This is a genomic window from Pseudomonas sp. FP603 (genome assembly GCF_030687415.1).
GTDB classification, from domain to species: Bacteria; Pseudomonadota; Gammaproteobacteria; order Pseudomonadales; family Pseudomonadaceae; genus Aquipseudomonas; species Aquipseudomonas wuhanensis.
This window is the reverse complement of the sequence record NZ_CP117431.1, coordinates 6,462,500-6,484,203: the sequence shown is the minus strand read 5'-3', so window position 1 is coordinate 6,484,203 and position 21,704 is coordinate 6,462,500. Positions and strand designations below refer to the sequence as shown.

At 59.7% G+C, this 21,704-nt stretch carries 21 protein-coding genes and 2 pseudogenes; 10 read left to right on the top strand and 13 right to left on the bottom strand.

Going from position 1 to position 21,704, the window contains the following annotated elements:
- The first annotated feature begins 2 nt into the window (after nucleotides 1-2).
- The 7 genes from hutG to mdoH all read left to right on the top strand — a co-directional run bounded on the left by hutG (nucleotide 3) and on the right by mdoH (nucleotide 9,301).
- Nucleotides 3-803 (top strand): N-formylglutamate deformylase, encoded by an 801-nt coding sequence (gene hutG, locus PSH65_RS29870; protein WP_305424087.1) that lies wholly within the window; start codon nucleotides 3-5, stop codon nucleotides 801-803.
- Between the two features lie 238 nt (nucleotides 804-1,041).
- Nucleotides 1,042-1,989 carry a choline ABC transporter substrate-binding protein gene (locus PSH65_RS29865; RefSeq protein WP_305424086.1) on the top strand — a complete coding sequence of 316 codons (948 nt, stop codon included), beginning with the start codon at nucleotides 1,042-1,044 and terminating at the stop codon, nucleotides 1,987-1,989.
- Nucleotides 1,990-2,169: 180 nt separating this feature from the next.
- Nucleotides 2,170-3,090 carry an alpha/beta hydrolase gene (locus PSH65_RS29860; protein WP_305424085.1) on the top strand — a complete coding sequence of 307 codons (921 nt, stop codon included), beginning with the start codon at nucleotides 2,170-2,172 and terminating at the stop codon, nucleotides 3,088-3,090.
- Nucleotides 3,091-3,205: 115 nt separating this feature from the next.
- Entirely contained in the window at nucleotides 3,206-4,177 is a 972-nt protein-coding gene (gene pip / locus PSH65_RS29855) for a prolyl aminopeptidase (protein WP_048396065.1), read from the top strand.
- Entirely contained in the window at nucleotides 4,174-4,611 is a 438-nt protein-coding gene (gene dtd / locus PSH65_RS29850) for a D-aminoacyl-tRNA deacylase (RefSeq protein ID WP_305424083.1), read from the top strand. The genes pip and dtd overlap by 4 nt, the downstream gene beginning before the upstream one ends.
- A 321-nt stretch (nucleotides 4,612-4,932) precedes the next feature.
- Nucleotides 4,933-6,738 (top strand): glucan biosynthesis protein G, encoded by a 1,806-nt coding sequence (locus PSH65_RS29845; RefSeq protein ID WP_305424082.1) that lies wholly within the window; start codon nucleotides 4,933-4,935, stop codon nucleotides 6,736-6,738.
- The gene (mdoH, locus tag PSH65_RS29840; protein WP_305424081.1) at nucleotides 6,731-9,301 is read left to right on the top strand and encodes a glucans biosynthesis glucosyltransferase MdoH; all 2,571 of its coding nucleotides are present in this window, start codon (nucleotides 6,731-6,733) and stop codon (nucleotides 9,299-9,301) included. Before PSH65_RS29845 ends, mdoH begins: the two co-directional genes overlap by 8 nt.
- A 144-nt stretch (nucleotides 9,302-9,445) precedes the next feature.
- On the opposite strand, the gene PSH65_RS32015 is transcribed toward mdoH, so the two are convergent.
- From PSH65_RS32015 to ubiE, 11 genes and pseudogenes are all read right to left on the bottom strand, one after another.
- On the bottom strand, nucleotides 9,446-10,150 hold the full coding sequence (locus PSH65_RS32015) for a methyl-accepting chemotaxis protein (protein ID WP_370694725.1): 705 nt from the start codon (nucleotides 10,148-10,150) through the stop codon (nucleotides 9,446-9,448).
- A gap of 201 nt (nucleotides 10,151-10,351) precedes the next feature.
- A pseudogene (locus PSH65_RS32010) lies at nucleotides 10,352-11,362 on the bottom strand (methyl-accepting chemotaxis protein); the annotation flags it as partial.
- 220 nt (nucleotides 11,363-11,582) lie between these two features.
- A complete protein-coding gene (locus PSH65_RS29830; protein WP_305424078.1) occupies nucleotides 11,583-12,290 on the bottom strand; it encodes a 16S rRNA (uracil(1498)-N(3))-methyltransferase in 708 nt (235 codons plus the stop codon).
- The gene (gene tatC, locus PSH65_RS29825) at nucleotides 12,287-13,081 is read right to left on the bottom strand and encodes a twin-arginine translocase subunit TatC (protein WP_305424076.1); all 795 of its coding nucleotides are present in this window, start codon (nucleotides 13,079-13,081) and stop codon (nucleotides 12,287-12,289) included. Before tatC ends, PSH65_RS29830 begins: the two co-directional genes overlap by 4 nt.
- Nucleotides 13,078-13,503, bottom strand: coding sequence for a Sec-independent protein translocase protein TatB (gene tatB / locus PSH65_RS29820; RefSeq protein ID WP_305424074.1), 426 nt, complete (start codon nucleotides 13,501-13,503; stop codon nucleotides 13,078-13,080). The genes tatC and tatB overlap by 4 nt, the downstream gene beginning before the upstream one ends.
- 10 nt (nucleotides 13,504-13,513) lie before the next feature.
- On the bottom strand, nucleotides 13,514-13,792 hold the full coding sequence (locus tag PSH65_RS29815; protein WP_007899280.1) for a twin-arginine translocase TatA/TatE family subunit: 279 nt from the start codon (nucleotides 13,790-13,792) through the stop codon (nucleotides 13,514-13,516).
- 24 nt (nucleotides 13,793-13,816) lie between these two features.
- Entirely contained in the window at nucleotides 13,817-14,149 is a 333-nt protein-coding gene (locus PSH65_RS29810; RefSeq protein ID WP_007899279.1) for a phosphoribosyl-ATP diphosphatase, read from the bottom strand.
- Nucleotides 14,142-14,543 (bottom strand): phosphoribosyl-AMP cyclohydrolase, encoded by a 402-nt coding sequence (gene hisI, locus PSH65_RS29805; protein ID WP_305424073.1) that lies wholly within the window; start codon nucleotides 14,541-14,543, stop codon nucleotides 14,142-14,144. The genes PSH65_RS29810 and hisI overlap by 8 nt, the downstream gene beginning before the upstream one ends.
- 91 nt (nucleotides 14,544-14,634) lie before the next feature.
- Nucleotides 14,635-16,243: pseudogene (gene ubiB / locus PSH65_RS29800) on the bottom strand (ubiquinone biosynthesis regulatory protein kinase UbiB).
- Nucleotides 16,240-16,863 (bottom strand): SCP2 domain-containing protein, encoded by a 624-nt coding sequence (locus tag PSH65_RS29795; RefSeq protein WP_305424071.1) that lies wholly within the window; start codon nucleotides 16,861-16,863, stop codon nucleotides 16,240-16,242. The pseudogene ubiB and the gene PSH65_RS29795 overlap by 4 nt, the downstream one beginning before the upstream one ends.
- Nucleotides 16,863-17,633, bottom strand: a complete 771-nt coding sequence (ubiE, locus tag PSH65_RS29790) for a bifunctional demethylmenaquinone methyltransferase/2-methoxy-6-polyprenyl-1,4-benzoquinol methylase UbiE (RefSeq protein ID WP_008005057.1) — start codon at nucleotides 17,631-17,633, stop codon at nucleotides 16,863-16,865. The genes PSH65_RS29795 and ubiE overlap by 1 nt, the downstream gene beginning before the upstream one ends.
- Before the next feature lie 155 nt (nucleotides 17,634-17,788).
- Between ubiE and PSH65_RS29785 the strand changes: the two genes are divergently transcribed.
- From PSH65_RS29785 to PSH65_RS29775, 3 genes are all read left to right on the top strand, one after another.
- Nucleotides 17,789-18,064 (top strand): polyhydroxyalkanoic acid system family protein, encoded by a 276-nt coding sequence (locus PSH65_RS29785; RefSeq protein WP_305424070.1) that lies wholly within the window; start codon nucleotides 17,789-17,791, stop codon nucleotides 18,062-18,064.
- Between the two features lie 248 nt (nucleotides 18,065-18,312).
- Nucleotides 18,313-18,735: a phasin family protein gene (locus PSH65_RS29780; protein WP_007899266.1), complete on the top strand. Its 423-nt coding sequence runs from the start codon at nucleotides 18,313-18,315 to the stop codon at nucleotides 18,733-18,735.
- Nucleotides 18,736-18,745: 10 nt separating this feature from the next.
- Complete coding sequence (locus PSH65_RS29775) at nucleotides 18,746-19,555, top strand: phasin family protein (RefSeq protein ID WP_305424069.1); 810 nt, start codon at nucleotides 18,746-18,748, stop codon at nucleotides 19,553-19,555.
- A gap of 285 nt (nucleotides 19,556-19,840) precedes the next feature.
- Here PSH65_RS29775 and PSH65_RS29770 read toward each other — a convergent pair whose 3' ends face one another.
- Both PSH65_RS29770 and PSH65_RS29765 read right to left on the bottom strand, forming a co-directional pair.
- Nucleotides 19,841-20,770, bottom strand: coding sequence for a transposase (locus tag PSH65_RS29770; RefSeq protein ID WP_305421584.1), 930 nt, complete (start codon nucleotides 20,768-20,770; stop codon nucleotides 19,841-19,843).
- Between the two features lie 298 nt (nucleotides 20,771-21,068).
- Complete coding sequence (locus PSH65_RS29765) at nucleotides 21,069-21,689, bottom strand: TetR/AcrR family transcriptional regulator (RefSeq protein WP_305424067.1); 621 nt, start codon at nucleotides 21,687-21,689, stop codon at nucleotides 21,069-21,071.
- Between the last annotated feature and the right edge of the window lie 15 nt (nucleotides 21,690-21,704).

Genomic DNA, 21,704 nt, shown 5'->3' with positions numbered 1-21,704 from the left:
TTGTGGATAAGGTTCTGAACTTCAAACAAGGCCGCGTGCCGCTGCTGATCAGCATGCCCCACGCCGGTCTGCGCCTGACCCCAGCGGTCGAAGCCGGGTTGATTCCCGACGCGAAAAGCCTGCCGGACACCGACTGGCACATCCCCAGGCTTTACGAATTCGCCGCCGAGCTGGGTGCCAGCACCCTGGCCGCCGAGTACTCGCGATTTGTCATCGACCTGAACCGGCCGTCGGACGACAAGCCTTTATATATCGGCGCCACCACTGGCCTGTACCCGGCGACGTTGTTCGACGGTATTCCGTTGTTTCGCGAAGGGCTGGAGCCATCGGCCGCAGAGCGGGCAACTTATCTGGAGCACATCTGGACGCCATACCACCGCACCTTGCAGGAGGAATTGGCGCGACTGAAAGCAGAGTTTGGCTACGCGCTGCTGTTCGATGCGCACTCGATCCGCTCGATCATCCCGCACCTGTTTGACGGCAAGCTGCCGGACTTCAACCTCGGCACCTTCAACGGCGCCAGTTGCGATCCACAATTGGCCAGCCAACTGGAAGCCATCTGCGCGAAGCACGCCGATTACAGCCATGTGTTGAACGGGCGTTTCAAGGGCGGGCACATCACCCGGCATTACGGCAACCCGGCCGAGAACATCCATGCCGTGCAGCTGGAGTTGGGTCAGTGCACGTACATGGAAGAGTTTGAGCCATTCCGCTATCGCCCGGACCTGGCGGCGCCGACGCAAGTGGTGCTCAGGGAATTGCTGCAAGGGCTGCTGGCGTGGGGCGAAAAGCACTACGGCTGACTGATCGTTCCCACGCTCCGCGTGGGAATGCCTCTAGGGACGCTCCGCGTCCAGTGACGCGGAGCGTCACGGGCTGCATTCCCACGCAGAGCATGGGAACGATCGGTTGAGACAGTCGCCACCGTGCAAAACACGGTCGCCACAGGTCACTTTCGCCGTCTCGGCGCTGCGTAACGTTGTGGGCACGGTGCGCAAAGACACCGGGCCCACAATAATCTGCTGCCGAGCGAGCCTTCCGATGAAACGACTGTTCAACCGCTGTCTGTTAATCCTCACCGGCACTGCTCTTCTGAGCACCAGCGTTTTCGCCAACGACCCCGCTTCCTGCAAGACCGTACGCATGGGCGTGGTCAACTGGACCGACGTCATCGCCACCAGCGGCATGGCTGACGTGTTGCTCAACGGCCTCGGCTACGAAAGCAAACAAACCAGCGCCGTGCAGCAAATCATCTTCGCCGGCATCCGCGACAAGCGTCTGGATATCTTCCTCGGTTACTGGAAACCGGCGATGGACAAGAATATCGCCCCGTTCGTGGCCGCCAATCAGGTGAAAGTCATGGACAAGCCGAGCCTGGCCGACGCCCAGGCGACGCTCGCCGTACCTGATTACGTGGCTGCCGCCGGCCTGAAAACCTTCGCTGACATCGCCAGGTTCAAGGATCAGTTGGGCGGCAAAATCTACGGCATCGAGCCAGGCAGCGGTGCCAACACCACCATCAAAACCATGATCGAGACCAACCGCTTCGGTTTGAAGGACTTCAAGCTGATCGAGTCCGGTGAGGCCGGGATGCTCGCCGCCGTGCAACGGGCGGTCAATCGCAAAGAGTTCGTGGTGTTCGTCGGCTGGACCCCGCATCCGATGAACATCAACATGAACATCGCCTACCTGAGCGGCAGCGAAGACGTCTACGGCCCGAACGAAGGCGCGGCGACCGTTTCCATCGTGACCGCGCCGGACTATGCCGAGCGTTGCCCGAACGTGAACCGCCTGCTGGAAAACCTGACCTTTACCGCGGCTCAGGAAAGCCAGTTGATGGTGCCGATCATGGAGCGCAAGACGCCGCAGGAGGTCGCCAGGCAATGGCTGCGTGATCATCCCGAAGACCTTCAGCGTTGGCTGGCGGGTGTCAGCAGTTTCGATGGCAAGGAAGGCGTGGCAACTGTTCAGGCCAGTTTGAAAAACTGACTGGTCGAGCGGGATCCCTGAGGGAAGCGCATAACCTGTGGGAGCGTGGCTTGCCCGCGATGAACGATGACGCGTGATACCTGAAAAACCGCGGTGCATTCATCGCGGGCAAGCCACGCTCCCACAGGATTTGCGTTGTTCAAATCTTTTGACCCCCTCTATTTTGCTGGCTGCAAGCTCATGGCTCTTTATCCACTCTCTGAACAGATGACGGCTTTCGTCGAGAAAACCCTCAGCTTTAACAGCACCGACAGCAGCCTCACCGGTTTGCGTCAGGCCTACAGCGAGATGTGCCGAGCATTCACCCCGCCGCGTCCTGTGGGGCTTGAGGTGGTCGACTTCCAATTGGCAGGCGTGGCCGTGCGTTTCTGGCAACCGCCGGTCATGCCGCCGACCAACGGTTGGCCGTGCATCGTGTACCTGCACGGCGGCGGCTGGGTGGTGGGGGATCTGGATTCCCACGCCTTCATCTGCGCCGAACTGGCGTCGGTGCTCGGGGTGCTGGTGATCGCCGTCGATTATCGATTGGCGCCGGAGCATCCGTTTTCGGCGGCGTTCGATGACTGCCTGAGTGTCTGGCGCGCGTTGCGCACAGGACCGTTTCAGCTCGACCCTGCGCGGACCCTGGTGGCAGGCGACAGTGCTGGCGGCAATCTCGCCGCTGCGTTGTGCCTCGCTTTGCGCGATGCCGGCGAGCCAATGCCGTGCGCGCAAGTTCTAGTCTATCCGGGACTGGGCGGCGATCACCGATTGCCGTCGCGCAGCGAATGCGCCGACGCGCCATTGCTCAGCAGTAGTGATCTGGATTGTTATCACGCGTTGTATTTAGGCGGAACCCGACAACCGGGTGCCTATGCGATGCCCTTGCTCGCCGACGATTTCAGCGGTCTGCCGCCGGCGTTGATCGCCGTGGCGCAGTTCGACCCGCTGCGCGATGACGGTGTGCGTTACGCCGAGCGACTCAACGCCGCGGGCGTGAGCGCAACGCTATATTACGGGGAGGGGCTGGTTCACGGCTGTTTGCGGGCGCGGGGGCAGGTCGCCGAGGTCGACCGACTCTATGAAACCCTGCTCGGCTATCTGGCTGATACGACGGGCTGACAAACGCCGACGCTCCAAGGGGCATGCTCATTGAAGTAATTCGGGTTTATGATGCCGGACGGCAGAATAATAGAAGTCCCCTCAGGGATGACCTCGACCCCTTACGGAGCGCGCAATGCAGACTTTGTACCCGCAGATCAAACCCCACGCCCGGCACGATCTGGCCGTCGATAAAACCCACACGCTGTATGTCGACGAAAGCGGTTCGCCGGAAGGTTTGCCGGTGGTGTTCATTCACGGCGGCCCCGGTGCCGGGTGTGATGCGCAGAGCCGCCGGTATTTCGATCCGAACCTGTATCGCATTGTCACCTTCGACCAGCGCGGTTGCGGTCGCTCCACACCCCACGCCAGCCTTGAGAACAACACCACCTGGGATCTGGTCGCCGACCTCGAGCGGATTCGCAAGCACCTGGGCATCGACAAATGGGTGCTGTTCGGCGGCTCCTGGGGTTCGACCCTGGCCCTGGCCTACGCGCAAACCCATCCGGAACGCGTGCACGGTTTGATTCTGCGCGGGATTTTTCTTTGCCGTCCCCAGGAAATCGAGTGGTTCTACCAGTGTGGCGCCAGTCGCCTGTTTCCCGATTACTGGCAGGACTACATCGCCCCGATCCCGCAGGACGAACGCCACGACTTGCTCTCGGCGTTCCACAAGCGCCTGGTCGGCAACGATCAGATCGCCCAGATGCACGCGGCCAAAGCCTGGTCCATGTGGGAAGGCCGCACCGCCACCCTGCGGCCGAATCCGCTGGTGGTCGACCGCTTCTCCGAGCCTCAGCGTGCGTTGTCCATCGCCCGTATCGAGTGTCACTACTTCACCAACAATGCTTTCCTCGAGCCGAACCAGCTGATTCGTGACATGGCCAAGATCGCCCACCTGCCTGGCGTTATCGTTCATGGTCGTTACGATGTGATTTGTCCGTTGGACAACGCCTGGGAATTGCATCAGGCCTGGCCGAACAGCGAATTGCAGGTGATTCGCGACGCCGGCCATGCGGCGTCCGAATCGGGTATCACCGATGCCTTGGTACGCGCCGCTGATCTGATGGCCCGCCGTATGCTCAACCTGTCGCCTGACGAAGCATGAAGGGCCTGCTGCAACGCGTGCGTGGCGCGCGAGTCGAGGTTGCGGGGGAGGTGGTTGGGTCGATAGATCAGGGGTTGCTGGTGCTGGTGGCGGTTGAGCCCGACGATACTCGGGCCAGCGCCGACAAACTTCTGCATAAACTGCTTAACTATCGAGTATTCAGCGACGCCGAGGGCAAGATGAATCTGTCCTTGGCGGACGTAGGCGGCGGGTTGTTGCTGGTCTCGCAGTTCACCCTGGCCGCCGACACCAAAAACGGGTTGCGCCCAAGTTTTTCGACTGCGGCTCCTCCGGCTTTGGGCGAGGCGCTGTTCGACTATCTATTGGGCAAAGCGAAACAGGTGCATGGCACTGTGGCATCAGGTAGATTCGGCGCGGATATGCAGGTGCACCTGGTCAATGATGGCCCGGTCACCTTCCTGTTACAGACGTGAAAGCGCTTGAAACATCTTTTTAAGTGCATTTCGGCTGAAAACGGGGGCTTTTCCCGATAAATACTTGGTCCCCCCTGATGCGTTGTAACGCGGCCTACTAGATAATCGCGCGCTACGGGGATCAGCGTTCGTTGGTCCGTTTTGACTTAGGTAGAGACTTGTCCGAGACCTGTTGGGGAATCATTTTGCCCCATAGGAGTCGGAACAATGCTCGCCAACTTGGCAAGAGTCGTTCGCAGGGTCGGTTTTTTTCCACCGCACACCGTGCTGGCGCTTTAACTGGCCGTTGGTTTTTTGATCTGTTTTCGGCGAGGGTTGCTCGTGATTGTTAGTCCCTGTAATGCACCAAAATTGTCTGCCAAACGGTTTCGAAGCGCTCTGGTAGCAGGCTCTGCACTGCTCTGCCTGTTCAGCACCGGCCAACTTTGGGCATTCAATCTGGATGACGTATCGGTCAAGGCAAAAGAGCTGGCCGGGCAAAAATACGAGGCCCCGCGCAGTAACCTGCCGAATGAATTTCGCGAGATGAAATTCGCGGACTATCAAAAAATTCGGTTCCTCACGGAAAAAGCCGAATGGGCGAACCAGAAAACCCCCTTCAAACTGTCGTTCTATCACCAGGGTATGCACTTCGATACGCCGGTGAAAATCAACGAAATCACGGCCAACACCGTCGAAGAGATCAAATACGACCCAAGTCGTTTCGATTTCGGCGACGTGAAGTTCGATCCTAAAGCCACCGAACAGCTGGGTTATGCCGGTTTCCGTGTGCTGTACCCGATCAACAAGGCTGACAAGCAAGACGAAATCATGACCATGCTCGGCGCGAGTTATTTCCGCGTCATCGGCAAGGGGCAGACCTACGGGCTGTCCGCTCGCGGCATGGCCATCGATACCGCGTTGCCGTCCGGCGAAGAGTTCCCGCGCTTCACCGAATTCTGGATTCAACAGCCCAAGCCGGGCGACAAGCATCTGGTGATCTTCGCCCTGCTGGATTCGCCGCGCGCCACCGGTGCCTATCGCCTGACCGTGCGGCCGGGCAGCGACACGGTCGTCGACGTCAAGGCCAAGATGTTCCTGCGTGACAAAGTCACCAAGCTTGGCGTTGCGCCGCTGACCAGCATGTTCCTGTTCGGCGCCAACCAGCCGTCGAAAGTGCTGAACTACCGTCGCGAACTGCACGATTCCAGCGGTCTGTCGATCCATGCCGGCAACGGTGAATGGATCTGGCGCCCACTGAACAACCCGAAACACCTGGCGGTGAGCAACTTCTCGATCGAGAACCCGCGCGGTTTCGGTTTGCTGCAACGTGGCCGTGACTTCAGTCACTACGAAGACCTCGATGACCGCTACGACAAGCGTCCAAGTGCCTGGATCGAACCGAAAGGCGATTGGGGCAAAGGCTCCGTCGATCTGGTAGAGATTCCTACCGCCGACGAAACCAACGACAATATCGTCGCTTTCTGGAGCCCGGAAAAACTGCCTGAGCCTGGTCAGTCCCTGGACGTTGCCTACCGCATGCACTGGACCCTCGACGAAGCCTCCCTGCATTCGCCGGACAGCGCCTGGGTTCAACAGACCCTGCGTTCCACGGGTGACGTCAAGCAGTCGAACCTGATTCGTCAGCCGGACGGCAGCGTGGCCTACCTGGTGGATTTCGAAGGCCCGTCCCTGCAAGTCCTGCCGGAAGATGCTGAAGTGCGCAGCCAGGTGAGTGTTGGCGACAACGCAGAACTGGTCGAGAACAGCGTCCGTTACAACCCTGAAACCAAGGGCTGGCGCCTGACTTTGCGGATGAAGATCAAGGATCCAAGCAAGGCCACCGAAATGCGGGCTGCGCTGGTCAAGAACATCTCGCCTGCCGAGGCGCTCAAGACCGCGGCGCCAGCGTCCACTTCTTCCGTTGCCAAGGCCGACAAGATCGCCGCCCGCCAGCAAGAGAAGAAGGACAAGGAAGCCAAGCAGGCTGAAGGACAAGCCCAGCAAGTCAAGGATACCAAGGACAAGGACAACAAAGACGCCAAGCAGCCTGTCGCTGCCGAAGCGGCCCCTGCCACACCGGAATCGGCACCGACTGAGCAAGTCCTGACCGAGACCTGGAGCTATCAGTTGCCCGCCGATGAGTAATTCACACGTACAGTCACAAACGCTTGCCGAGTACCTGGCGCATTTGCCGATGAGCGACGAGCAGCGAGCGGAACTCGCGGGCTGCAAGTCTTTCAGTGAACTGCACGAACGTCTGTCGTCCTCGACGTTCGACGCGCCGACCGAGGCTGCTCAAGCCTCTGTCGGCCGGCGCCTGACCCTGAACTCTGCCGAAGAACTGGCGGATGCGGAAATGCTGGTGCTCGACGCCAGTGGCCGGGTTTGCCTGAAGGCAACTCCACCGATCCGTCGGACCAAAGTCGTGCCGGAGCCGTGGCGCACCAACATTCTGGTGCGTGGCTGGCGTCGGCTGACCGGTCGCACCAATCCGCCAGCACCGCCCAAAGATGAGAACGTGCTGCCGGCGGCTCGCTGGCGCACCGTCGGTTCGATCCGACGCTACATTCTTCTGGTGCTGATGCTCGGTCAGACGATCGTCGCCGGCTGGTACATGAAAGGCATCATGCCGTACCAGGGCTGGTCGTTCGTCGATCTTGAAGAAGTCCTGCACCAACCTCTGACCCAAACCGCCACGCAAGTGCTGCCATATGCCTTGCAAACCAGCATCCTGATTATGTTCGGGATTCTGTTCTGCTGGGTGTCGGCCGGTTTCTGGACTGCGCTGATGGGCTTCCTCGAGTTGCTCACCGGGCGTGACAAGTACCGCATTTCCGGCGCCAGCGCCGGCAACGAGCCGATCGCCAAGGACGCACGCACCGCACTGGTGATGCCGATCTGCAACGAAGACGTGCCGCGGGTGTTCGCCGGTTTGCGGGCGACCTTCGAATCGGTTGCGGCCTCGGGTAACCTGGATCGCTTCGACTTTTTCGTACTCAGCGACAGTAACGACGCCGACATCTGCGTCGCCGAGCAGCAGGCCTGGCTGGACGTCTGCCGTGAAGCCAAGGGCTTCGGCAAGATTTTCTACCGCCGCCGTCGTCGTCGCGTAAAACGTAAAAGCGGCAACCTCGACGACTTCTGCCGTCGTTGGGGCGGTGACTACAAGTACATGGTCGTGCTCGACGCCGACAGCGTGATGAGCGGCGAATGCCTGAGCAGTCTGGTGCGCCTGATGGAAGCCACGCCGGACGCCGGGATCATCCAGACCGCGCCGCGTGCGTCGGGCATGGACACCCTTTATGCGCGTATGCAGCAGTTCGCCACGCGTGTGTACGGTCCGCTGTTCACTGCCGGTCTGCACTTCTGGCAGTTGGGTGAATCCCACTACTGGGGTCACAACGCGATTATCCGCATGAAGCCGTTCATCGAGCACTGCGCCTTGGCGCCGTTGCCCGGTAAAGGCGCGTTTGCCGGTGCGATTCTGTCCCACGACTTCGTCGAAGCTGCGCTGATGCGCCGTGCCGGCTGGGGCGTGTGGATTGCCTACGACTTGCCGGGCAGCTACGAAGAACTGCCGCCGAATCTGCTGGACGAACTCAAGCGTGACCGTCGCTGGTGCCACGGTAACCTGATGAACTTCCGGCTGTTCCTGGTCAAAGGCATGCACCCGGTGCACCGTGCGGTGTTCCTGACCGGCGTAATGTCGTACCTGTCTGCGCCGTTGTGGTTCTTGTTCCTGGTGTTGTCGACGGCCTTGCTGGCGGTCAACACGTTGATGGAGCCGCAATACTTCCTGGAACCGCGTCAGCTCTATCCGCTGTGGCCACAATGGCAGCCGGACAAGGCAATTGCGTTGTTCTCGACGACCATCGTGCTGCTGTTCCTGCCGAAATTGCTGAGCATCATCCTGATCTGGGCCAAGGGCGCTAAAGAGTTCGGTGGCAAGTTCAAGGTGACGCTGTCGATGCTGCTGGAGATGTTGTTCTCCATGCTGCTGGCGCCGGTGCGGATGATTTTCCACACCCGTTTCGTACTCGCCGCGTTCCTCGGCTGGGCCGCGACCTGGAACTCGCCACAACGTGACGATGACTCCACGCCATGGAGCGAAGCGGTCAAACGCCACGGTCCACAAACCTTGCTGGGCTTTTTCTGGGCGCTGTTGGTGATCTGGCTGAACCCGAGCTTCCTGTGGTGGCTTGTGCCGATTGTCGGTTCGCTGATGCTGTCGATCCCGGTATCGGTGATCTCCAGCCGTGTCGGCCTGGGCCTCAAGTCCCGTGACGAAAGCCTGTTCCTGATCCCTGAGGAATACAATCCGCCACAGGCGTTGCTGGCAACCGACCAGTACACCCACGAAAACCGTTGGCATGCGCTGAACGACGGTTTCGTCCGGGCAGTGGTCGATCCACAGCAGAACGCCTTGGCGTGCGCGCTGGCGACGTCCCGTCACCGTCAGGCCGAGCCGATCGAATGGCTGCGTATCGAGCGGGTTCGCCACGCGATGAAGGTCGGGCCTGCCGGGCTGACCAACAACGAGCGCGTGGCTCTGCTGAGTGATCCGGTGGCACTGGGTCGCTTGCATGAGCAGGTCTGGAACGAAGGCCACGCCGAATGGCTACAAGCCTGGCGCACATCGGTGGATGCCGATCCCCATGCGCCGCTGTTGCCGCTCAAGCCGCTGAGCGTGCAGCCTCAGTTGGCCTAATGAAAAACCCCGCGAAAGCGGGGTTTTTTTGTGGTGATGATCTGACCGAACACAACTTTTGTGTTCAGCGAGGATCCTGTGGGAGCGGGCTTGCCCGCGATGGCATCACCCCGGTTTCAAGCAAACCGGGATACCCGCATCAGCTCAAACCTTGAACCGCCCCACCAGCATCTGCAAATGCGTTCCCAGCCGCGCCAGCTCAACGCTGGAGGCCGCGGTCTCTTCACTGGCGGCCGAAGTCTGCTCGGACACATCACGCACGTTCAGCACGCTGCGGTTGATCTCTTCAGCCACCGCGCTCTGTTGCTCGGCGGCGGCGGCGATCTGCTGGTTCATCGACTGGATTGCCGACACGGTGCGGGTGATGCTTTCCAGCGAGCTGCCCGCGCGGCGGGTCAGTTCGACGCTGCTGTCGGTCAGGCTGCGGCTGTTGTCCATGATGGTCGCGACTTGCTGAGTGCCGGTTTGCAGGCCGACGATCAACTCTTCGATTTCTTCGGTGGACTTCTGGGTACGCTGGGCCAGGCTGCGGACTTCGTCAGCGACCACCGCAAAACCGCGCCCGGCCTCGCCGGCGCGGGCAGCTTCGATGGCGGCGTTGAGCGCCAGCAGGTTGGTTTGCTGGGCCACGGACTTGATCACGTCGAGCACACTGCCGATCTTGTCGCTTTCGCGCTTCAGATCGCCCATGGCGGCAGTGGAGTTACCGACTTCGGTAGCCAGGCGTTCGATCTGGGCGATGGCTTCGCCAACCACCTTGTCACCCTCGCGGGCCTGCTGGTCGGCGGCAACGGCGGCTTCGGACGCTTCCTCGGCGTTACGCGCGACTTCCTGCACCGTGGCAGTCATCTCGTGCATGGCGGTGGCTACCTGATCGGTCTCGACCTTCTGGCTGTTGACCCCGGCGCTGGTTTGCTCGGTCACGGCTGACAGTTCTTCGGCGGCGCTGGCGATTTGGGTCACGCCATCGCTAATGCCACCGATCAGTTCTCGCAGACCCAGGGTCATACTCTGCATGGCGCGCTGTAGCTGACCCAGTTCGTCCTGGCGTTCGGAGGTCAGGTTGTGGGTCAGGTCACCCGCCGCGACACGCTCGGCCACTTTCAGGGTCTGGCTCAGGGGAATGACGATCTGACGGGTGATGGCCCAGGCCGCGAACAAACCAAAGGCTGACGCCAGGACGGTGGCCATCAGCAGCAGATGCTTGGCAGACGAGGCATCGGTGTCGCGCACGACAGTTTGCGAGGCGGTCAGCTTTTTGCTGGTGTCGAGCAGAATATCGCCCTGCGCGCTCATACGTTTGAGCGCGGCGGCACTGGCGACCTGGGAATCGCGGAACTGGCTGACGGCCGCGCGATAGGCTTTAAGCGAGTCGGTCGCCTGTTGCAGGTTGGCGATGTGTTGTTCCGGCAATAGAGACGGCAGGCTTTCGAGGTTCTTCAGAGCGTTGTTGATGGCGTCCAGCGCCGGTTGCTCGGCCTCGGGCTTGCCACTGTAGGTGTAGCCGCGCACCTGGAAGCGTGCCTGCTGGATCAGTTTGCTCAGGTCAATCACGCTGTTGAACTGAGCGACGCTGTCGCCTTGCAACAGGGATTTTTCGACTTCAGCAACCCGGGCCACGGCATTATCGGCAGTGGCTCCCAATTTGCTGCGAGCGTCTTCGCGGGTGGCAGTGGCCTGAGTCATATCAGCGAAGGCGCGTTTGTACTCGCTGACGGCGGCGAGCTGCTGGTCGATCATTGCCACGTCGGCAGGTTGTTCGATCAGCGTGCGGGCGGTTTTCAGGCCGTCATCGAGTTGGCCGAGTAGCCCGTTGACGGCGCCCGGGCCTTGTTCGCCACGGCGCATGTCGTAATCCAGGCGGGCCAGGCGCAGGTCTTTGGTCAGCTCATTGAGGCTGGAAATAAACCCAAGCGTATCGCCACGGCTGATCACACCGCTCAGGCCGGTCCAGCCTGTGAAGGTGATCAACAAAGTCAGAAGCAGCACCAGACCGAAGCCGACACCCAGTTTGCGATTGACGCTTACGTTTCCCAGTTTCTCGGCTAGCCAACGGTACATGCTGCAACTCCCCTCGGACCATTAATCGGTTTTATGGGGACTGTATCGGCAGGCAGACAGGGATCTGTAGGGGAGTAAGCACTTGTGGCGAGGGAGCTTGCTCCCGCTTGGGCGCGAAGCGGCCACCGCTTTTTTCCAGCAAGACCGCATTCACTGGTTTTACGACTGCTTCGCAGCCGAGCGGGAGCAAGCTCCCTCGCCACAGGGTAAGTGTCTGGGGTTAGAACAGGCGTGCGAGCAGTGCGGTGACGGCGGTTTCGACCCGCAGGATGCGCTCGCCCAGTTGCACCGGTTGCAGGCCGGCCTTGCCCAGCAAGTCGATTTCGTAGGGAATCCAGCCGCCTTCGGGGCCGATGGCCAGGGTCACGGGTTCGTTCAGGCCACGGGGGCAGGGCGGGTAGTTACCGGGATGACCGACCAGACCGAGAGTGCCTTCGGTAATGGCCGGCAGACGGTCTTCCACAAAGGGCTTGAAGCGCTTCTCGATGACGACCTCCGGCAGCACGCTGTCCCGGGCCTGTTCAAGCCCCAGGATCAATTGCTCGCGAATCGCCTCGGGCTCCAGGAACGGGGTTTGCCAGAAGCTCTTCTCGACGCGATAGCTGTTCACCAGCACGATGCGCGGCACACCCATGGCCGCCACGGTCTGAAACACCCGACGGAGCATTTTCGGTCGCGGCAGGGCCAACACCAAAGTCAGTGGCAGCTTGGCCGGTGGCGGCTGGTCGAGGGTGACGCGCAACTCGGCTTCGTCGGCGTCCAGACGCAGTACTTCGGCGGCCCCCATCAGCCCGCCGATACGCCCGACGCGCATGCTGTCACCCACTTCACAGCGGTGGACTTCCTGCATATGAGTCAACCTCCGATCGCGCAGGATCGCCCGGTCGGCCGCAATGAAGTCGGCCTCTTCGAGGAGCAGCAGGTTCACGCTTTGGTCGCTGGCGGCTGGTCGTTGTGATCGTCAGCCGGCTGGTCGTCCGGATGTTCGCCGCGCTTGCTGATCAGGCCGCCGAAAAGGATGCCGATCTCGAACAGCAGCCACATCGGCACCGCCAACAGCGTCTGCGAGAAGATGTCCGGCGGCGTCAGGATCATGCCGACCACGAAGCAGCCGATGATCACGTACGGGCGGATTTTCTTCAGGTAGGCGACGTTGACCACGCCGATCCATACCAGCAGCACCACGGCCACCGGGATCTCGAACGCCACGCCGAAGGCGAAGAACAGCGTCATGACGAAGTCGAGGTAGCTGCTGATGTCGGTCATCATTTCCACGCCGGCCGGGGTGGCGGCGGCGAAAAATTTGAAAATCAGCGGGAACACCAGGTAATAGGCGAACGCCATGCCGGCGTAGAACAGCATGATGCTGGACACCAGCAACGGCACCGCGATGCGCTTTTCATGCTTGTACAGGCCCGGCGCGATGAAGCCCCAGATCTGATGCAGGATCACCGGGATCGCCAGGAACAGCGACACCATCATGGTCAGCTTCAGCGGCGTCAGGAACGGCGACGACACGTCGGTGGCGATCATCGTCGCGCCGGCCGGCAGGTACTGGCGCAGCGGCGTGGAGACGAAGGTGTAGATCTGCTGGGTGAAGGCGAACAGCCCGGCAAAGATAATGAAAATCGCCGCTACACAGCGCAGCAGGCGGGTGCGCAACTCGGTGAGGTGCGAAACCAGCGGCATGTGCTGGTCGTTTTCGGGGAGATCGCTCATGAGGCTCGCGGCGGCAAAGTGGTGTCGTGAGGCGCCGGTGTTGTCGGCGCGGCGGCAGGAGCAACAGGTTCTACTGGAGTAGCAGGTTCAGCGACTGCAACCACCGGCGTAGCGTCAGTCGCTGGCGCATGAATCGTCTGCGTCGCTACTGGTTCCACTGGCGTCGGCTCCTGCTGAGTCGGCGTGAAAATCTTCCGCGCCTCCTGCTCCAGGGACAGAATGTGCTCGTTGTGCAGTTGCCGGCGAATCTCGTCGGCACCGATTTCACGTTCAACTTCCTGTTTGATCGCGTTGAAGCTGCGCTTGAGCCGCCCGACCCACAGGCCGGCGGTGCGCGCAGCGCCCGGCAGACGCTCGGGGCCCAGCACCAGCAGGGCGACGAGGCCGACGAGCAGCAGTTCAGAGAAGCTGATACCAAACATTAGTCAGTGCTCACACGTCTTTGCGGATCGGCTCTTCGACTTTTTGCGCCTGCACGTCGATGGTGTGCGGCGGGTTCACGGACTGTGTGGTCTGTGGCTGAACAGGTGGAACCGGTTGGGCCGGGGTCGCTGTCGGGTCGGCCGGTTTCTCGTCGTCGTTCATGGCTTTACGAAAGCCCTTGATCGACTCGCCCACGTCAGTGCCGAGGTTTTTCAGTTTCTTGGTGCCGAACACCAGCACCACGACAACCAGGATGACGACCCAGTGTTTCCAGTCAAAAATGCCCATGTTGCGTTCCTCTCTAATAGTTGTTCAGGCGGACGGGCGAGAGGCTTTCTCGGCGTGTCCGGACAGACCGAAACGACGGTCCAGTTCATCGAGCACAGCCTGTGGATGCTGCCCCAGCTGGGCGAGCATGACCATGCTGTGGAACCACAAATCGGCGGTCTCGTAGATCACATCGCTGCAGTCACCGCTGATGGCGGCATCCTTGGCGGCAATGATGGTTTCGACCGACTCTTCGCCGACTTTTTCCAGAATCTTGTTCAAGCCCTTGTGGTACAGGCTGGCGACATACGAGCTGTCGGCAGCGGCGCCTTTGCGCTCTTCCAGCACCTGGGCCAGACGGGTCAGGGTGTCACTCATGTGTGTGTCCTGCGCAGTAGATGGCGTGCGGGTCTTTGAGAACCGGGTCGACGGTTTTCCAGTCGCCGTTCTCGAAGACACGGTAGAAGCAGCTCTGACGGCCGGTATGGCAGGCGATGTCGCCGATCTGCTCGACCATCAAGATGATCACGTCAGCGTCACAGTCCAGGCGCATCTCATGCAGGGTTTGCACGTGGCCGGACTCTTCGCCCTTGCGCCACAGCTTGCCACGGGAACGTGACCAGTAAATGGCACGGTTCTCGGTGATGGTCAATTGCAGTGCTTCACGGTTCATCCAGGCCATCATCAGGACGCGTCCGGTCTTGTGATCCTGGGCAATCGCCGGTACCAGGCCATCGGCGTCCCACTTGATCTCGTCCAGCCAGTTTTTCATCTTCGACTCCGACAGCGGGCTCTACTTCAATAGTTGAGGCCAATGTTCAAATTCAGCGTTCAAACAGTGTGCCAGTCGATGATCCAACTGGCTATCGGCGAACGACCAGATACAAGCCGACCGCCACCATGATTCCGGCGGGCCAGTGCCCCAGTTCGTTCAACGGGCCACCGGCGGCGAGTATCGTACCCCCGGCCAAATGAGCGGTGCCAAGCAGACGCAGGAACCAGTCGTCCTTGCGCTTGTGCCATGGGGGCTGCGGGTCGTTGGCGTGGGGCTGGGACATGCGCTCGAGCAGATCGCGGGCCATGTTGGCCAGATGCGGGATCTGCTCGAATTGGCTCTGCACGTTGCCGATCAAGGCTTTCGGGCTGACGCGCTCGCGCATCCAGCGTTCGAGGAACGGCTGGGCGGGTGTTCCACAGATCGAGGTCCGGGTACAACTGCCGACCCAGGCCCTCGATGTTCAACAGGGTTTTTTGCAGCAACACCAACTGCGGCTGCACTTCCATGTTGAAGCGTCGAGCGGTCTGGAACAGACGCATCAGCACCTGACCGAAGGAAATATCTTTTAACGGTTTTTCGAAGATCGGCTCGCACACCGTGCGGATCGCCGCTTCAAATTCGTTGAGTTTGGTTTCCGCCGCCGGCACCCAGCCTGAATCGATGTGCAACTGCGCGACACGACGATAATCACGTTTGAAGAACGCGAACAGGTTGCGCGCCAGATAGTCCTGGTCTTCCGGAGTCAGGCTGCCGACGATGCCGCAGTCGATCGCAATGTACTGCGGGCTCCACGGTTGCACGGTGCTGACGAAGATGTTGCCGGGGTGCATGTCGGCGTGGAAGAAGCTGTCGCGGAACACCTGGGTGAAGAAAATCTCCACGCCGCGTTCGGCGAGCATTTTCATGTCGGTGCGCTGGTCGGCCAGGGTCGCAAGGTCGGTGACCTGAATCCCGTAGATGCGCTCCATCACCAGCACTTTCGGCCGGCACCAGTCCCAATAGACTTGCGGCACATAGAGCAGCGGCGAACCTTCGAAGTTGCGCTTCAGCTGGCTGGCGTTAGCCGCCTCGCGCAGCAGGTCGAGTTCGTCGTAGATGGTTTTTTCGTAGTCGCTGACCACGTCCACCGGGTGCAGCAAGCGAGCGTCGGCCGAGAGTTTTTCCGCGGCGCGGGCGAGAATGAACAGCCACGCCAGGTCCTGGGCAATGATCGGTTTCAGGCCCGGGCGGATCACTTTGACGACGACTTCTTCACCTGTTTTCAGCTGCGCGGCATGCACTTGCGCCACCGAGGCCGAGGCCAGCGGTTCGACGTCAAAACGACTGAAGACTTCACTGATTTTTTTGCCGAGCTGTTCTTCGATCAGTCGGACCGACACCTGCGAGTCGAACGGCGGTACGCGGTCCTGCAACTTCATCAGTTCATCGGCGATGTCTTCGGGCAGCAGGTCGCGGCGCGTCGAAAGAATCTGGCCGAACTTGATGAAAATCGGCCCCAGGTCCTGCAATGCCAGGCGCAGTCGCGCGCCACGGCTCAGGTCCAGCGTCTTGCGCGGGAACCAGCGCCACGGCAAGGCGTAGCGCATCGCCAGCAAAAACCAGGGCAGTGGCAGGGCGAACAGCAAGTCATCGAGGCGGTAGCGGATCACGACGCGCTGGATGCGCAACAAACGGCGGACGGCAAGCAGCTTCATGCGTTATCGCTTGGGTCGAGGGATCGGGAAAGGCGCTCGAAACGCGCCTCGAGTCGTTCCAGATCGAGCTTGATCTGGTCCAGTTCATTAAAACGGGCGTCAGCTTCGTGCTGACCGACGAGGGCGCGCGATTCTTCGGCCAGGTATTCGCCCAGGTTCTGGTTCAGGCTGGCGAACCCTTGCTGATACCAGCGTGCGCGGCTGCGCAGGTGACCGCCGACCAGTTGCGTGGTCACAGGTCCCAGCCAGTGTGAGAGTTCGTACTCCCAGTCCAGTTCGAGGTCCTGAAGGATCGCCGCCAGTTCCAGCAGCACGCCGCTATCGCCGTCGAGTTCGACTTGTGGGGCATGCAGGACCGAAGTCTTGTCCTTGCTCGTCGCCAGTTTCAGCAGGCTTGAGGCCGGTGCACGCAAGGTGCAGTCGGCGCCGGTTTCCCACTGGGAGGCGAGCATCAGGCCTTCATCGCTGGGCAGGATGAACACTTGCAGCGCCGGGCTGCGGCAGTCGACGGCAATCACCTTGCCACTCAAATGCGCCAGCCGCGGCAGCGCCGTGCTGTCGAGACGCAGCACCCGGTTCAGACCAAGCTCAACGCTGGCGAGCAGGCCGGCCAGCAACATCAGGGCTTGATGCCGCGGTGCAGGGCGACGATGCCTGCGGTCATGTTGTGATAGGTCACGCGGTCAAAACCGGCCTCGACCATCATCGACTTCAGGGTTTCCTGATTCGGGTGCATGCGGATCGATTCGGCCAGGTAGCGATAGCTTTCCGAATCATTGGTGATCAACTTACCCATCAACGGCATGAAGGCGAACGAATAGGCGTCGTAGGCTTTGGACATCAGCGCGTTGGTCGGCTTGGAGAACTCCAGTACCAGCAAACGGCCGCCCGGTTTCAGCACACGCAGCATCGAGCGCAGGGCGTCTTCTTTATGCGTCACGTTGCGCAGACCGAAAGCGATGGTCACGCAATCGAAATGGTTGTCCGGAAACGGCAGCTTTTCAGCATCGGCCTGGACGAATTCGACGTTGCCGGACACACCCAGGTCCAGCAGGCGGTCACGACCGACCTTGAGCATGGATTCGTTGATGTCGGCCAACACTACCTGACCGGTAGGTCCTACAAGGTGCGAGAACTTGCGGGTCAGGTCTCCAGTGCCGCCGGCGATGTCCAGCACGCGGTTACCGGTACGCACGCCCGACAGCTCGATCGCGAAACGCTTCCACAGACGGTGCATGCCGCCCGACAGGAGGTCGTTCATCAGGTCGTACTTGGCGGCTACCGAGTGGAAAACTTCAGCGACTTTTTCCGCTTTCTGGCTTTCCGGAACGTTTTTGAAGCCGAAGTGAGTGGTGGGTTCGGCATCGCTGCCTTTGCGCTGATCAGTCATATCGCTGTCACCAAAAGAGAATGCGGGACATTCTAATCCCGGTGGCCTGCTTTGTCTTGGCAAGGCTGAAGGTAAGATAGGCAACTACCGGGACGTTTTGACGCATGCAGGGTCAAGATGTCTTGAGCAAGTCACGATAAAGCAGGAGTCATTCGATGGCCCGTATTAGTGTTGAGCGTGCCCACGGCCTGGGTAAGGAAGCGGCCCGCGAGAAGGCCGACAAGTTGGCGCAGAAACTGTCCGAACAATATGGCCTGGAGCCGCAGTGGTCCGGCGATACCTTGAACCTCAAGCGTTCCGGTGTGAAAGGCGCGGTGCATGTGGGCGAAGACTCGATCAAGGTCGATGTCGAGCTGGGCCTGTTGATGTCCGCCATGAGCGGCACCATCAAATCGGAAATCGAAAGGGCTCTGGATAAAGCACTGGCCTGATCCATTTCTTTCTGTGGAATGAGAACCCTGTGGGAGCGGGCTTGCCCGCGAAGACGATATTCCTGCCGCAGGAGATATTGCGGATGTACAGGCCTCTTCGCGGGCAAGCCCGCTCCCACAGGTTCGGCGGCGTACCTACTTGTTTATGTCAGTTGTTAGGGTGCCGTTTCTAATTATTCTCACTACTTTGTGCCTGAGCCCGACTCTCTGCGGGCAGTTCCTCGACCCTTCTGCGCGTGAGGTGCACCATGGCCAAAGTTATTTTGAAGAAAAAAGTCGACGTTGAAACTAACGCCCTGGGCGACGTCAAATCGTATGCCCGCAAGATCTGGCTCGCTGGTCTGGGTGCTTACACCAAGGTCGGCCAAGAGGGTAGCGAGTACGTTCAAGAGCTGATCAAGGCTGGTCAAGCTGTTGAAAAGAAAGGTAAAAAAGTCGTCACTGAAAAACTTGAAGCGGCCAATGCCGAGATCGATGAAGCCAAGAGTGAAGTGAGCACTTTCAAAGGCAAAGTCGAACTTCAACTCGACAAAGTCGAAAGGGCTTTCGATACACGTATCGCAAGTGCCTTGAATCGTATCGGCATTCCGTCTAAACATGACGTTGAGACACTCTCTGCTAAGCTCGATGAGCTGACGGCATTGCTCGAACGTGTCGCGCGTAAATCTTAAGGAGAACGGGATGGCTGGTAAAAAGAATACTGAAAAAGAAGGCAGCTCGTGGATCGGGAAGGTCGAAGACTACTCCCGCAAGATCTGGCTGGCTGGTTTAGGCGTGTACTCGAAGATTGACACTGACGGCAGCAAGCTCTTCGATGCATTGGTCAAGGACGGCGAGAAAGCCGAGAAGCTCACCAAGAGCGCTGTCGGCAAAAAAGTCGATGCCGCCAAGGACTCCGCTTCGTCGGCCAAGTCGCGCATCAGCGGCGTGAAAGATCGCGCACTGGGCAAATGGGATGAGCTGGAAGGGGCTTTCGACAAGCGTCTGAACAGCGCTATTTCGCGCCTGGGTGTACCGAGCCGCAATGAGGTCAAGGCACTGCACAGCAAGGTCGATACCCTGACCAAGCAAATCGAAAAACTCACCGGTGCCAAGGTTGCGCCTGTTGCGGCGAAAACCGCGGCAGCCAAACCAGCGGCCAAACCAGCAGCCAAAAGCGTAGCCAAACCATTGGCCAAGGCTGCCGCTAAACCGGCAACCAAAACTGCCGCGGCGAAACCTGCAGCCAAAGCAGCCGTAAAACCTGCCGCAAAACCAGCCGCAAAACCGGCGGCCAAACCTGCAGCTAAAACCGCAGCAGCCAAACCCGCTGCAGCGAAGAAGCCAGCAGTGAAAAAACCGGCCGCCCCGAAAGTGGCTGCACCGAAACCAGCAGCGGCTGCCGCCAAGCCGGTAACCCCGGTCAGCACGGCGAACTCCGCCACTGCACCGACCCCTGCTGTAACCCCGACTGCCGCGCCGGCTCCATCGACGCCAACCAGTCAGTCCTGATGATCGTTCCCACGCTCCGCGTGGGAATGCCTCACCGGACGCTCCGCGTCCATTGCGGCAGTGACGCAGAGCGTCACCGGCTGCATTCCCACGCGGAGCATGGGAACGATCACGCCCGGCCTGCGAAGGTCGGGCGTTTTTGTTTGTGCATGGATTCTAGAAAACACCACAAATCCAATGTGGGAGCAACTGTCTTGATGTCTTTTATTTTGAAGTTTGATCAAAGGGCAGCCGAACTTCCACAGTCTCAAACCATGTGATTTCCCAAATGAGCAAGCAGTCTGTTTAGGCTGCCTGCTCTCTCCACTCAGTTTGGTCACGGATCATCGCGTTCAGCCTTATCAACAACACCCGCATGCAGGCGATCAGCGCCACTTTCGCGCATTTACCTCTCAGGCGAAGCGCGTCATATCGGGCTTTGAACTCGGGTTGTCGCAAAATCACAGCCCAACTGGCCATGTACATCGCACGTCGCACGGCAAATCGGCCACCGCTTATATGACGAGGCCCTTCGTGGTTGCCGCTGTCGTCGTTGTAAGGGGCGATCCCTGCCAGTGCTGCGATCTCGTGCCGTCCAACCTCTCCCAGCTCAGGCAGGTAGGCCATGATGCTGGCTGCGGTCACGAGCCCTAGTCCCTTAACCGAGCGCAAGCGGGCAATTTTTTCACTGTCCAGGTCTTTGGCGCTTTGGCAGATCAGCTGTTCTATCGACTTTATTGCCTGATCTAAATAGTCGATATGGCTTTGCAACAAGGGTTTTATCGAGTCGACAGAAGCCGTTTTGATACGCCGCCTGTCGTCACTTTGCTGCTGAACAAAGTTTTCGCGTTGCTGTACCAGCGCACGCAAATTGTCCTGTTCGGCGCTGGTGATACGGCTATCGGCGTCCTTTATAATCGTTGCAAATTCGGCGAGAAGCCGCGCATCTATCGCGTCTGTTTTAGCGCGATAACCCATTGCCTTGGCAAAATCTTTCGCCCGACGAGGATTGATTCGTAAGACGTCAAAGCCGCCCCTTTGAAGCACCTTCATGGGCCCCCGCTCGTAGCCACCGGTGGCTTCCAGTAACACGCGGGTGACTTCGAAGCCTTTTAACCAATCAATCAGCACCGGGAAACCACTGGCGCTGTTCGGAAAACTCGCACCAATGCCTTGCGAATTAATCCAGACTTCCAGACTGTCTTTGGAAACATCAATGCCTGCGCAGGAAAACATGGCTAAACCCTCTTACACTCATAAATGAGAGCGCTCTGGTTGGGCTCCACGCTTGTAATGTTCGAGGTCGGCTCGTTCAACTGTTCGGGCTCAATAACCAGAGTGGAGAGGTGAATGGCAGCATGGGCTCCCACACGTGCTGCTAGCACTCCGGGCGTTCAGCTTGCCACTCACCGCTCTCATCCTCAGTCTAAGTCCTGCGCAAGACACAAGCGGGCTTGCCCGCGATGGCGTCTGGTCAGGCAACAATGATGTCGAATGGACTACCGCTATCGCGGGCAAGCCCGCTCCCACAGGATTAGTGTTGCTCTTCGAGGTACTGCAACGCCAACCGCTCGGTCGCGACTTTCACCGGTGGCAATAAGTGTGGCGCCACCAGCATCATGATCTGATACACCACCAGCCTCACTTCACCTTCACGGTCGAGAATCCGCTGATAGTCCAGCGAGAACAGTAACGTCATGGTGATTTGTTCCACCAACTGCCCCAACGCCTGGGTGTCACTGACCAACTGACCTTGAGCTTTCAACTGTGCGAGCAATGAAGCCAGTGTGCGCTTCAACGCATTGAGCAGGTTGCGTATCCCCTTGGCCAGTTTCGGCAGGCGGCCGGCAAGGTTCGACAGGTCCTGGAATAGAAACCGGTAATGGGCCAGGCGTTCGATGATCAGGTGCAGAAACAGCCAGTAATCTTCGGGCGCCAATTCCACATCGGACGGTGGGTCGAGCAAGGGCGTCAATTCGGCCTGGAAACGCTCGAACAGCCCGAGGATCAGCGGCTCCTTGCCGTGAAAGTGGTAGTAGAGGTTGCCTGGGCTGATGCCCATTTCGTTGGCCACTTCCATGGTGGACACATTCGGCTCGCCCTTCTGGTTGAACAACTGCAGGGCACATTCGAGAATCCGGTCGCGGGTTTTCATCCAGTCTTCTTAATG